9 protein-coding genes and 1 pseudogene are annotated in these 13268 nt (G+C 74.6%); 9 read left to right on the top strand and 1 reads right to left on the bottom strand.

Annotation, left to right across the window (positions count from 1 at the left end):
* Window positions 1–342: 342 nt before the first annotated feature.
* Window positions 343–1545, bottom strand: coding sequence for a C4-dicarboxylate ABC transporter (locus SNE206_RS08800; protein ID WP_407912817.1), 1203 nt, complete (start codon window positions 1543–1545; stop codon window positions 343–345).
* A gap of 70 nt (window positions 1546–1615) precedes the next feature.
* On the opposite strand from SNE206_RS08800, the gene SNE206_RS08795 reads away from it, so the two are divergent.
* From SNE206_RS08795 to SNE206_RS08755, 9 genes and pseudogenes are all read left to right on the top strand, one after another.
* Window positions 1616–2530 carry a LysR family transcriptional regulator gene (locus tag SNE206_RS08795; protein ID WP_407912816.1) on the top strand — a complete coding sequence of 305 codons (915 nt, stop codon included), beginning with the start codon at window positions 1616–1618 and terminating at the stop codon, window positions 2528–2530.
* Window positions 2531–2666: 136 nt separating this feature from the next.
* Entirely contained in the window at window positions 2667–5270 is a 2604-nt protein-coding gene (clpB, locus tag SNE206_RS08790) for an ATP-dependent chaperone ClpB (RefSeq protein ID WP_407912815.1), read from the top strand.
* A gap of 328 nt (window positions 5271–5598) precedes the next feature.
* Entirely contained in the window at window positions 5599–6150 is a 552-nt protein-coding gene (locus tag SNE206_RS08785) for a YbjN domain-containing protein (protein WP_405012421.1), read from the top strand.
* A gap of 148 nt (window positions 6151–6298) precedes the next feature.
* A complete protein-coding gene (locus tag SNE206_RS08780) occupies window positions 6299–7465 on the top strand; it encodes a pyridoxal phosphate-dependent aminotransferase (protein WP_407912814.1) in 1167 nt (388 codons plus the stop codon).
* A 300-nt stretch (window positions 7466–7765) separates the two neighbouring features.
* Window positions 7766–8941 carry a Fic family protein gene (locus SNE206_RS08775; RefSeq protein ID WP_407912813.1) on the top strand — a complete coding sequence of 392 codons (1176 nt, stop codon included), beginning with the start codon at window positions 7766–7768 and terminating at the stop codon, window positions 8939–8941.
* A gap of 126 nt (window positions 8942–9067) precedes the next feature.
* Window positions 9068–9265: pseudogene (locus tag SNE206_RS08770) on the top strand (aminotransferase); the annotation flags it as partial.
* 295 nt (window positions 9266–9560) lie between these two features.
* Window positions 9561–10121, top strand: a complete 561-nt coding sequence (locus tag SNE206_RS08765; RefSeq protein WP_407912812.1) for a DUF2617 family protein — start codon at window positions 9561–9563, stop codon at window positions 10119–10121.
* Between the two features lie 110 nt (window positions 10122–10231).
* Window positions 10232–11920 carry a spermidine synthase gene (locus SNE206_RS08760; RefSeq protein ID WP_407912811.1) on the top strand — a complete coding sequence of 563 codons (1689 nt, stop codon included), beginning with the start codon at window positions 10232–10234 and terminating at the stop codon, window positions 11918–11920.
* A 196-nt stretch (window positions 11921–12116) separates the two neighbouring features.
* Window positions 12117–13259, top strand: a complete 1143-nt coding sequence (locus SNE206_RS08755; protein WP_407912810.1) for an SRPBCC domain-containing protein — start codon at window positions 12117–12119, stop codon at window positions 13257–13259.
* Window positions 13260–13268: the final 9 nt, after the last annotated feature.

Below are 13268 nucleotides of genomic sequence, written 5' to 3'. Positions count from 1 at the left end.
CCTCCCCGGAAATCCGGCCGACGGCCGGAGAGATGCTCCCGTGCCCGTCCGGCCGCGCGGACCGGCACACCCATCCGAACCGCCCCGACCTGCGACGATGCCCGGCACGCCGGGGCCTTCCGGGGCCCGGCGGCGAGGCCCGGCGGAATCGGCACGCGCCCCGCGGCCGAATTCCCCCCGGCGGCCCGCATTCCGCCGACCCCCTGCGGACGGAAGGCCGGCGCGGGAAAGCCCGGCACCCCGCCGGGTGTGTCCTTCGCCACATTTCCGCACCGACCGGAAGGCCGGTCGGTGCAGGGGCGGCGAACCGGATGCCGGCGTTCCCCCCGGCACCCGGCGCGGTCAGCGCCGGACGCCGGTCACCGCGAGGGCGGCGAGGGTGCGCGTCCCGGCGACGCCCCAGGCGGCGAGCAGGAGGACGTACAGCAGCACGGCCGCCCCGGTGAAGGCCGCGAGACCGGTGTGCCGGGCCAGCGCGGCGGTGCCGGTGACCAGCGTGCCCACCGGGAAGGTCCAGGCCCACCACGTCATGGCGAACGGCATCCCCGCCCGGACGGCCCGCAGGTTGGCCCCGCCCGCCACGCACAGCCACAGCAGCGCGAAGCCCAGCACCGCCACCCCGTACGCCACCGAGAGGCGGCGGGCGGGCCCGGCCGCCGCGGGGCCCACGACGTCGGCCAGGGCGCCGGCCGCGGTCGCGGACTGCCCCAGCGGGCCGAGCACGAGGAACAGCGACGGCGTGAGCCCCTGCGGCAGACCGCCCTGCCACAGCCCGCCGACGACCGCGGGCAGCACGAGCAGGACCCCCAGCAGCCCGGCGCCGAACAGCCCGCAGCAGCCCAGCAGCGCCGTCGGCCGCCAGGCCGCCGGCAGGTGCGGGAGCAGCGCCGGGCCCGCCGCCGCGGCCACCAAGGGGGCCACCACGGGCAGCAGCCAGGTCGGGTCGGCCCGCACCGGGGCGCCGGGCGCCCGGCGGGTGATCATCAGGTACGGCACGGCCGCGGCGACCGCCAGCGCGTGGAGCGTGCCGACCGTCCACAGCGCGAGGCCCGCGGCGGCCGCCGGACCGGTGCCGACCAGCCGCGCGCCGACGGACAGGGTGGCGGACCCGACGGAGATCAGCGCCATCGGCGGGCAGCCGTGGAACACGGCCGCGGCGGGGTCGCGGGCGGGCCGCGGACCCCGGCGGCGGTGCAGCAGCCGGACGGCGGAGGCCGTACCCAGGGCCGCCAGGGCGAGGACGGCGAGCAGCCAGGCGACCTCGGCGAGGCCGACGAGGCCGGGTGCGCCCGGCACGCGCGGCCGGACGGCGGCGGCGCCGGTGGCGACGATCGCGGTGCCCATGACGGCGGCGTACCAGTTCGGCCCGGGCGGACCGAGCGGCCGGCGGGATGCGTGCGGTCCGGACCGGCCGGACGGCGGGGGCGCGGCACCGGCGGGGACGGCGGAGGCTGCCGGGACCTCCGGCACGGCGGGCCGGACGGCGGTGGGCGGGGCGGCGGAGGGGGCCGGGGCGGCGGAGGGGGCCGGGGCGGACGCGGGCATGGCACCAGCCTGGCCGCGGGCCCGGACGGGCGGTAGCGGCGCCCGGCCTATGGGGACATAACCTGCCTGTATGTCTCTCTCCCCGCGGGTTCCCGACATCCGCGCCCTGGAACTGCTGCTGGCGGTCGACCGGCTGGGCAGCGTGGGGCGTGCGGCGGCGGAGCTCGGGGTGAGCCAGCCGGCGGCGAGCGCCCGCATCCGCGGCATGGAGCGGCAGATCGGGGTGGGGCTGCTGGAGCGCTCGCCGCGGGGTTCGCGGCCGACCGAGGCCGGTCTGCTGGTGGTCGGGTGGGCGCGCGGCGTGGTGGAGGCGGCGCAGGCGCTGGACGCGGGCATCGACGCGCTGCGCGGCCGGAGGGACGCCCGGCTGGTGGTGGTGGCGAGCCTGACGGTGGCGGAGTACCTGATGCCGGGCTGGCTGCTGGCGCTGAACCGGGTGAGCCCGGAGACGGCGGTGACCCTGCGGACGGCCAACTCGGCCGATGTCGCGGCGCACGTGCTGGCCGGGGACGCGGACCTCGGCTTCGTCGAGGGCCCCGGCGCGCCGGCCGGGCTCGCGGGGGCGGTGGTGGCGTCCGACCGGCTGGTGGTCGTCGTCGCGCCGGAGCACCCCTGGGCGCGGCGCCGGGCACCGCTGACCGCGGCGGAGCTGGCGGCCACCCCGCTGGTGCTCCGCGAGCACGGCTCGGGCACCCGCGACGTGCTCGACCGGGCCCTGGCGCCGTACGGCGGGACGGCGCCTCCGCGGCTGGAGCTGGCCTCGTCGACGGCGCTCAAGGCGGCGGCGATGACGGGCGCCGGACCGGTCTGCCTCTCCGAGCTCGCGGTGGTGGAGGAGCTGTCGACGCGCCGTCTGGTGGAGGTGCGGGTGGAGGGTCTCGACCTGCAGCGGCCGCTGCGCGCGGTGTGGCCGGTGGGGCGCCGCCCGGCCGGCCCGGCCCGGCTGCTGCTGGGGCTGACCCGGGAGCCCGTGCGGCCCGGGTGAACAGCGGGTGCCGCACCCCGGATCCGCTGGACTCGGAAAGTTGAGCGGAATAGACTCAACTTACCGAATGCTGAACAAGGCAACCCGTACCGCGGGTACCCGACACTGACGACCGCACGAGAGGAGCCCCTCAGCCGTGGATGCAGGAAAGTTCACCAGCAGGACCCAGGACGCCCTGTCCGCCGCGATCCGCAAGGCCAGCGCCGCAGGAAACCCGGACGTCAAGCCGGTGCACATCCTGCTGGCCCTGCTGGAGCAGCCCGACGGCATCGCCCGCCCGCTCCTGGAGGCGGTCGGCGCGGACACCGCGCGCACCCTCGCCGCCGCCCGGCAGCAGGCCGCCGCCCTGCCCGCCGCCCAGGGCTCCACGGTCGCCGCGCCCCAGCTCGCCCGCGACACCCTCGCGGTGCTGGAGGAGGCCGGGCGGCGCGCCGCCGACCTCGACGACCAGTACCTCTCCACCGAGCACCTGACGGTCGGCCTCGCCGCCGAGGGCGGCGCCGTCGCCGACCTGCTCGTGCAGCAGGGCGCCACCCCGAAGGCGCTCCTCGCGGCGTTCAAGGACGTCCGCGGCAGCGCGAAGGTGACCTCCGCCGACCCGGAGGGCACCTACAAGGCGCTGGAGAAGTACGGCACCGACCTCACCCAGGCGGCCCGCGACGGCAAGCTCGACCCGGTGATCGGACGCGACACCGAGATCCGCCGGGTCGTCCAGGTGCTCTCCCGCAGGACGAAGAACAACCCGGTGCTGATCGGCGAGCCCGGCGTCGGCAAAACCGCCGTCGTCGAAGGGCTGGCGCAGCGCATCGTCGCGGGCGACGTCCCGGAGTCGCTGCGCGGCAAGCGGCTGGTCGCGCTGGACCTCTCGGCGATGGTCGCGGGCGCGAAGTTCCGCGGCGAGTTCGAGGAGCGCCTGAAGGCCGTCCTCACCGACATCAAGGACAGCGACGGGCAGGTCGTCACCTTCATCGACGAGCTGCACACCATGGTCGGCGCGGGCGCGGGCGGCGACTCCGCGATGGACGCCGGCAACATGCTCAAGCCGATGCTCGCCCGCGGCGAACTGCGCATGGTCGGCGCCACCACCCTCGACGAGTACCGCGAGCACATCGAGAAGGACCCGGCGCTGGAGCGCCGCTTCCAGCAGGTGCTGGTCGGCGAGCCCTCGGTCGAGGACACCATCGCCATCCTGCGCGGCCTCAAGGGCCGCTACGAGGCGCACCACAAGGTCGAGATCTCGGACGCCGCGCTGGTCGCCGCCGCCACCCTCTCCAACCGCTACATCACCGCCCGCTTCCTGCCCGACAAGGCGATCGACCTCGTCGACGAGGCCGCCTCCCGGCTGCGCATGGAGATCGACTCCTCGCCGGTCGAGATCGACGAACTCCAGCGCGCCGTCGACCGGCTGAGGATGGAGGAGCTCGCGCTGGAGAAGGAGTCCGACCCCGCGTCGGTCGACCGGCTCGCCCGGCTGCGCCGCGATCTCGCCGACAAGCAGGAGCACCTGAGCGTGCTCACGGCCCGCTGGGAGCAGGAGAAGAAGTCGCTCAACCGGGTCGGCGAGCTCAAGGAACGCCTCGACGACCTCCACGGCGCCCTCGAACGCGCCCAGCGCGACGGCGACTTCGAGCGGGCCTCCAAGCTGATGTACGCCGAGGTCCCGGCCGCGGAACGCGAACTCGCCGAGGCCCAGGACCGGGCCGCCGACGCGCCGAACGCCACCATGGTCAAGGAGCAGGTCGGCCCGGACGACATCGCCGACGTGGTCGGCTCCTGGACGGGCATCCCGGCCGGCCGGCTGCTGGAGGGCGAGAGCGCCAAACTGCTGCGCATGGAGGACGAGATCGGCCGCCGCCTGATCGGCCAGGCCGAGGCCGTCCGGGCGGTGTCCGACGCGGTGCGCCGGACGCGTTCCGGCATCGCCGACCCGGACCGCCCGACCGGTTCCTTCCTCTTCCTCGGCCCCACCGGTGTCGGCAAGACCGAACTCGCCAAGGCGCTGGCCGACTTCCTCTTCGACGACGAGCGGGCGATGGTCCGCATCGACATGAGCGAGTACGGCGAGAAGCACTCCGTCTCGCGGCTGGTCGGCGCCCCGCCCGGGTACGTCGGCTACGAGGAGGGCGGCCAGCTCACCGAGGCCGTCCGGCGCCGCCCGTACAGCGTCGTGCTGCTCGACGAGGTCGAGAAGGCCCACCCGGAGGTCTTCGACGTGCTGCTCCAGGTGCTGGACGACGGCCGGCTCACCGACGGCCAGGGCCGCACCGTGGACTTCCGCAACACGATCCTCCTCCTGACCTCCAACCTGGGCAGCCAGTACCTCGTCGACCCGGCCACCCCGGAGGAGCGGAAGAAGGAGCTCGTGCTGGAGGCGGTGCGCTCCGCCTTCAAGCCCGAATTCCTCAACCGGCTCGACGACATCGTGGTCTTCGAGCCGCTGGGCACCGCCGAGCTGAGCCGCATCGTCGACCTGCAGGTCTCCAGGCTCGCCGGCCGGCTGCGCGACCGCCGGCTCACCCTGGAGGTCACGGAGGCCGCCCGCGACTGGCTGGCGCTCACCGGCTACGACCCCGCGTACGGTGCACGGCCGCTGCGGCGGCTGGTGCAGTCGGCCATCGGCGACCAGCTGGCGAAGGAGATCCTCTCCGGCCGGGTGCACGACGGCGACACCGTGGTCGTCGACCGGGACGAGGTGCACGACCGGCTCTCGGTCGGCACGCGGACCCCGCTCACGAAGTGACCGACGGGCGGGGGCGGACAGGCCCGCGGGCCTGTCCGCCCCCGCCGTGCACCTTGTCGCACGGGCGGCGATCTGCTGTACTGCACCACCGCCCCGCGCGCCCGCGGACCTGGGAGAACGACCGGCGCAGGAGCCGGGCCGCCGCCCCCGCCGACCGCCGGCCGCCGACCGGCCCGGCACGTCCGGCCCGCCCCGCGGCGCTCCGGCGCGGCCTTCCGCGGCCCGGCCCGGGACACCCTGTGCCATGGCGCCGGGATGAGGCAGGATGGGACATGCAAGGGCGGCCTCTCATTGCCGACCACCCCGTGCTGTGAGATTGAGGACCACCATGAGCATCGACCCGTCGTCCATCCCGTCGTTCGGCGCGCAGCCCGCGGGCGGCCAGCCCGGCGGCTCGCCCGCCGGCCCGCCGCCGGTGGTCGTGCCGGACCAGAACCTGGTGGCCCAGCTGCTCGACCAGATGCAGCTGAAGCACGTGGTCGACGAGGAGGGCGACCTCACGGCTCCGTGGGAGGGCTTCCGCGTCTACTACATGTTCCGCGGTGACAACAAGGAGCTCTTCGCGGTCCGCGCCTTCTACGACCGCTCCTACCCGCTCGAGAAGAAGGGCGAGATCCTCGACCTCATCGACGAGTGGAACCGCGAGACCCTCTGGCCGAAGGTCTACACCCACACGCACGAGGACGGCGTGGTCCGCCTGATCGGCGAGTCCCAGATGATCATCGGCACCGGTGTCAGCCTGGAGTACTTCGTCACCACCACCGCCAACTGGACGCAGGCCTCGGTCGGCTTCGAGCAGTGGATCGTCGAGCGCCTCGGCCTGCAGAGCGAGATCGAGGACGAGGAGGGCGGCGACGCCCCCGAGGGCGACGAGTCCTGAGCCCCGCGTGACCCTGAACGGGCCCGCCCCCGCCGACGGGGGCGGGCCCGTCGACCGTCCGCCGTCCGGTGGCCTCCCCGCGGACGGGTGACCGCGGACGCGCGGCAGCACTACCGTGGGCCCATCCGTCGAGACCCTGGAGACGCCCATGGACGCCCGGCCGCTGCTCAACCGCCGCCTGGAGGGCCTCGGCACGACGATCTTCGCCGAGATGTCCGCCCTCGCCACGGCCACCGGCTCGATCAACCTCGGCCAGGGCTTCCCGGACACCGACGGGCCGCGCGAGATCGCCGAGGCCGCCGCCCGGGCCGTCCTCGACGGCCACGGCAACCAGTACCCGCCCGGCCCCGGCATCCCCGAGCTGCGCACCGCCGTCGCCGAGCACCAGCAGCGCTTCCACGGCCTCGCCTACGACCCAGACACCGAGGTGCTCGTCACGGCCGGCGCCACCGAGGCCATCGCCGCCGCCCTGCTCGCCCTGCTGGAGCCCGGCGACGAGGTGATCGCCTTCGAGCCGTTCTACGACTCGTACGCCGCCTGCATCGCCATGGCCGGCGCCGTCCGCGTGCCGCTCACCCTCCGGGCGCCGTCGTTCCGCCCGGACCTCGACGAACTCCGTGCGCTGATCACCCCGCGCACCCGCCTGCTCCTGATCAACACCCCGCACAACCCGACCGGCACCGTGCTCAGCGCGGAGGAGCTCGCCGGCATCGCCGCGCTCGCCGTCGAGCACGACCTGCTGGTCGTCGCCGACGAGGTCTACGAGCACCTCGTGTACACCGGCGCCCACCACCCGATCGCCGCCCTGCCCGGCATGCGGGAGCGCACCGTCTCGATCTCCTCCGCCGGCAAGACCTTCTCCTTCACCGGCTGGAAGGTCGGCTGGGTCACGGCGAGCCCCGCCCTGGTCGCGGCGGTCCGCACGGCCAAGCAGTACCTCACCTACGTGAGCGCCGGCCCGTTCCAGTACGCCGTCGCCGAGGCGCTGCGCCTCCCCCGCGCCTACTTCGACACCCTCCGCGCCGACCTCGCGCACAAGCGCGACCTGCTCGCCGACGGACTGGAGGCGGCCGGCTTCCGGGTCTTCCGACCGGAGGGCACCTACTTCATCACCACCGACATCACGCCCCTCGGCGAGAAGGACGGCCTGGAGTTCTGCCGTTCCCTCCCCGCCCGCTGCGGTGTGGTGGCCATCCCCAACGTCGTGTTCTACGACGACACCGAGGCCGGCCGGAGCCTGGTGCGCTTCGCCTTCTGCAAGAAGACAGAGGTGCTGGAGGAAGCCGCCAGCCGTCTGCAGCGCCTGGGGACCTGAACCGGCACGGCACGACCGAGCGAGTGGCAGTGGAGCGAGAACCCCACGGCGGCACACTGTCCTCCCCCGCAGATGGACGCATCGCCTGCGCAGGTCGCATCGCTGCGCGGGCTCGCCACGCACGGCTGGAGCCTCTTTCCGCGGTCTTGAGTTTGAGACCCTGGTTCTCAAGCCCGCCTACATGCCCGATCGAATGGCTCTACCCTGCTGGGGCAGGGACGGGACGCATGTGAAGCACACCCAAGCCGACTTGAAAACCTGGCCAACCTTTTCAAGTATTTGCCGATACAGTTGAATTTCGTGGATACCTCCCGCCTCGCCGAGTCACCCGTCGGCTCGCTCATCCCGATCAGCGGATTCGATCCGCGCAACCAGCGCGCATACACCACTCACGCCTTCCTGCCCGCACCACCACCGGGCGAGGTCGTGCTGAGCGCGCGGACCTACATGGCCGTCACGCGGGCCACGAGCATGGTCGCTCGCGCCGACCAAGCAGTCTCCCAGCTCCCGAATCCGGACCTGCTTGCCCGGCTTGCGATCCGGCGCGAAGCCCTCAGCACCTCCGCGATCGAGGGCACTTACGCTGCGATGGAAGACATCCTCAGGGCCGACTTCGAGGATGCCTCCAGCATCAGCCCCGAAGTGGCCGAGATCCAGAACTACGTCACCGCGGCGGAGACAGCGACCGAGTGGGTCAAGGACCGGCCGATCACAGTTGCTTTTCTGGAGCACCTGCAGGGCATCCTCGTACGCGGAACCTCCAGCGACACGGCACAAGCCGGCCGGATGCGCACGACGGATGTGTTCATCGGTCTCAAGACCGCCGATGTCGAGAACGCCCGCTTCGTTCCCTGTCCACATGGTCACTACCTGCGGGACGGCCTGCTCGAATGGGAGGGCTGGATCAACCAGGACAGCGAGGACATGCCCCTACTGGTACGCATGGCGATCGGCCACTACCAGTTCGAGACCCTGCACCCCTTCAACGACGGAAACGGCCGTCTGGGCAGGCTGGTGGCGATGCTCCAGCTGATGTCCGCCAGGGAGCTGGCGCTGCACGTCATCGCTCTGTCCCCGTGGCTGGAGGCACGGCGCCGCGAATACCAGGACCAGCTGTTCGAGGTCAGCGCCACCGGCGACTTCGAGCCATGGGTCCAGTTCTTCTGCGATGCGGTGACCGCACAGGCCAAGGAGGCCGTCGAGCGCATCAGGACCCTCGTCGACCTGAAGAAGAACATGCTCGACACACTGCACCGTGCGGGGTCCAAGGGCGTCACGCAACGGATCGTCGATGACTTGGTCGGCTACCCCATGCTGACGATCACCTGGGCAGCCGAGCGCCACGGCGTCAGCTACCCGGCTGCGAGCAATGCGGTGAACAAGCTCGTCAGCCTCGGACTGCTGCGCCAGTTCTCGGAGGGAAAGTACGGCCGGATCTTCATCAATGACGAGACGATGCGAGTGCTGGTCGGCTGACCTGCCGAGCGGATCCTGGGCGCGGTGCCAGCCGGTCGGCGGCCGGAGGACCGACGGCTACGGGCGCGAGTTCCCTGATGCAGGGGCCCGAGGTGATGCCGCCGCGAATGGCTGCACGAACGCGGAGTCGGCTGGGTGACGGCGAGCCCCGACCTGGTCGCGGCGGTCCGCACCGCGAAGCAGTACCTCACCTACGTGAGCGCCGGCCCGTTCCAGTACGCCGTCGCCGAGGCACTGCGCCTCCCCCGCGCCTACTTCGACACCCTCCGCGCCGACCTCACGCGCAAGCGCGACCTGCTTGCCGAACAGGGGGCGCGCCGGGGCGCACCTCCGGCGTGGGCGGCGCGTGCGCGGGTGCATGGGAACACGGTTCGCAGAGTCGACACCCCGACTGACCGAGCTGCACCGCCGCTTGCACCCGGAACGGTGAATGCGGGGCGCGGATGGGTAAATCCCCGACGGAACCGGAGAATTCGTGCTTCGCTGCTGCTGAGTCTCCAGCCGGAATCCCTCCTTCCACGGTCGGCCGCGTCCCGGACCGCACAGCCTCGAACAGCCCATCGGTGGGTCGGACGCTGCCGGCAGGGGTGCGCTACGGAGTTCGAAACGCGGAGCCAGCATGCTCACCACACTGCAGACCTCCTACACCGACACCCGGGCCGGCGACCTCGCCTGGCAGCTGGGCGGCGAGCCGCTGCCCGCGCTCGCGGTGCGGGAGCTCAGCTTCGACGGCCCCGGACCCGACGGGGGCGGCCGGACGGGTGCCACGCTGCAACTGCGCCTGCTCGGCGCCTCGCACCAGGTGGTGCTGGCCGCGGGCCCGGGCGACTGCCTGGAGACGGTGGCCTGCCTGCCGGGCCGCCGGACACCGCTGCCGGCCCGGGTCGCCGAGCGGGTGGCGGGGTGGGAGTACGAGTTCGCCGCGCGGATCGAGGCCCTGCCGGCGCACACCTTCGCGGCGCGCGCCCAGGAACTGCTGGCGCTGGTGGCCGAACATCCGCGCGGCCTCGCGGGGATCTTCCCCGGCGACCCGTGCGCCTTCACCGCGATGGTGGCGCAGTGCGAGGAGCACCGGGTGCTGTGGCGCACCTGGCACGCCTACCCGCAGGAGGGACGGCTGGTGTGCACCCGGTCGTCCCTGGTGCTGCAGGGCCCGGCCGGGTCCGGGACGCACGGGTGACCCGTGCGGGTGAACGGCTTCGCACACACCGACGACCCGTCAAACACGCCCCCCGCAGTGTCCGACGGACGGATGCGGCCGTGGCGCGCCGATGTCGCTAGCGTTCGTGCATGATCAACCGTCCGGCGGGTCCGCCCGCCCAGCCGGGTCTCGACCACCGTGCCGGAGCACCGCGCGTGCACGCGCTGACCAGGCCGTGGAGCGGCGGTACGGCACCCCCCGGGCCGCGCCGGCGGGCGGCCCGGCCGCTGGTGCTGCTGGCCGCGTTCATCTGCGCCGCGTGCGGCCTGGTGTACGAGCTGGAGCTGGTCGCCGTCGGGCAGACCCTGCTGGGCGACTCCGTCACCCAGACCTCCGTGGTGCTGTCGGTCATGGTCTTCGCGATGGGCCTCGGCTCGCTGCTCGCGAAGCGGATGGCACGGCGGCCAGCGGCCTCGTTCGCCCTGGTGGAGAGCGCGCTCGCGCTGACCGGCGGCCTGTCGGTGCTGGCCCTGCACTCCGCCTGGGCCTGGCTCGGCGGCCAGCGGGCGGTCACCGTCGGCCTGACCGGCACCACCTTCCTGATCGGCCTGCTCATCGGCGCGGAGATCCCGCTGCTGATGACGCTGATCCAGCGCATCCGCCGGGAGCACGCCGGCCGGGCCGTCGCCGACCTCTTCGCCGCCGACTACGTGGGCGCGCTCGTCGGCGGCCTGGCGTTCCCGTTCCTGCTGCTGCCCGCCCTCGGCCCGGCCACCGGGGCGCTCGCCACCGGGGCCGTCAACGCGGCGGCCGGCGCGGCCGTGGTGCTCTGGCTGTTCCGCGAGGAGCCCGCGCCCCGCGCCCGCCTGCTGCTGTGGGCGTGCTGCGCGCTGGTGCTGGCCGTGCTGGCCGTCGCCGCCGCGTTCACCGGGGCGATCGAGCGGGCCGCCCGGCAGGCGCTGTACGGCGCCCAGGTGCGGCTCGCCGTGCAGGGCCGCGCGGAGGAGATCGTGGTGGCGGGCGGCGCACCCGGCGGAGGGCGCCCGCTGGAGGTCTTCCTGGACGGCCGGCTCGCCGTCTGCGGCCCCGACGAGTACCGCGAGCACGAGGCCCTGGTGCATCCGGCGTTCGGCGGCGGCCCGGGCGGACGGGTCCTGGTGCTCGGCGGCCAGGGCATGGCCCTGCGCGAGGTGCTCCGGCACACCGGCGTCCGCGAGGTGCTGGTGGTCGACCCCGACCCGGTGCTCACCGGCGTCGTCCGCGGCGACACCGCCCTCGCGGAACTCACCGCGCACGCCTACGACGACCCCCGGGTGCGGCGCGTCGAGGCCGACCCGCTGACCTGGCTGCACCGCGCCGCGGACGGCGGCGGCGCACGGCCCTACGACGTGATCGTCTCCGACCTGCCCGCACCGCTCGGGGACGACGGCCGCAGCGCGCACACCCGCGAGTTCTTCGGCATGGCGGCCCGGCGGCTGGCTCCCGGCGGACGGCTCGCCGTCCGCGGCGGTCCGGTGGCCGACGGCCTGTGGGCCGCCGAGGCCGGCCTGCGCGCGGACGGCCTGCGGACGGTCGCCTACCAGGCCGCCGGACCCGCGGGCCCGGCCTGCCCGGGAACCCACGCGGCCCGCGGCCGGTCCGGCACACCCGCCGCCGCGGACCCGGCGGACCGCCGCCCCGCCTTCCTGCTCGCCGCCCGGGCCCAGCCCCGGCTGTCGCTCGGCACCGACGCCCCGCCGCCCCGCTCGCTGACCGCCGCCGGCCTGCAGGAGTCCGCCGCCCGGCTCGCGGCACGGCGGCCCGCGCACCCGCCGGAGCCGTACCGGCTGCTCGGCTGAGGCCGCACGGGCGCGGCCGTCCCTGCGGCCCGTACCCGCGGCCCGGCGCGGCGCCACCGGGCCCGCGCCGGGGGCGGGGCGGTGGGCGGCCCGGGTGCCGGACACCGCGGGGCCGTCCGTGTACAGCTCGGGGGGAGGGCCGATCGACCCGACGCCAACCCTCCGCAGCAGGGGGCCGGGTGGGTAGGCTCGCCGTATGGAGCATGAGGTTGTCGTCCCGCTGCCGGCCACCGTCGTCCGGCAGGCCCTGCAGGACCGCGAGCTGCTGGCCCGGTGCATTCCCGGGCTCAGCACGGACGCGGCCGCCGCGGGCGCCCCGGCCGGGCAGATCGACGGACGGCTGAAGCTGCGCATCGGCGGCTCCACCATCACCTACCGCGGCTCGCTCTCCCTGATCGAGGGCCGCGAGGGCGTGCTGACCGCCCTCGCCGAGGGCCAGGAGGCCCGCGGCAGCGGCGAGGTCACCGCGACCGTGCGGCTGGGTGTGCAGGAGCACGCCGACGGCAGTCTGCTGCGGTTCTCCGCCGACCTGAGTGCCGACGGCAGGCTCGCCGAGCTGCCCGGGGAGAGCCTGGACACGGCCGGCCGCCGACTGCTCGACCGCTTCGCCGCGGACCTCGCGGGCGAGCTCACGGGCGACACCGCCCCGGCCGGGGACACCACCGACGCGGACGGGGCACCCGCCGAGGAGGCCGCCGAGGACACCGTCGAGGAGGCCGCCGGAGCCCTCGCCGATGAGGCCGCCAAGGCCGGGGACGACGCAGCGGCCGAGGACGACAGCAGCACGGACGGGGAGCCGGACGAACCCGCGGGCGAGGACGACGAGGACAGGGACGCGGCCGCGGAGGACACCGGGGACGAGGACGGTCAGGAGAACCCTGACGGTGCCGAGGCCACCGTCGTGTACCTGGAGGACCACGCCGTCCGCGACCTCGACGACGACCTCTCCGACCTGATCGCCTTCTCCGGCGACGACCACGACCAGGCCAGCGCCGACGGCGACGGCGACGGCGACGGCGACCGCCTGCCGGCCCCCGAGCAGGAGCCCGCCGCCGCGTACGGCTACCAGCCGGACCCGGCGCTGAGCGGCCCGGTGCGGCGGTCGATCGTCGGCCGCTCCGCCGAGGAGGTGGACCACGCGCCGCCGCACGGGCGGTACGCCCCCACTCCGCCGTCGCGCAGCGCGCGGGCCCGGGCGGCGAGCCGCTGGGGCGGCGCGGAGCCGACCCTGCTCACCGGGAACGGCGGCGAGCGCAACGCCATGCCGTGGGTGATCGGCGGCGGCGTGGCCCTGCTGGGCGGTGCGGTGGTGCTGGTGCGGGCGCTGCGGCGGCGCTGAGGCGCACCG

This window comes from Kitasatospora sp. NE20-6, assembly GCF_045862635.1.
The sequence above is the reverse complement of the archived record's forward strand: the minus strand, read 5'-3'. Positions and strand labels throughout refer to the sequence as shown.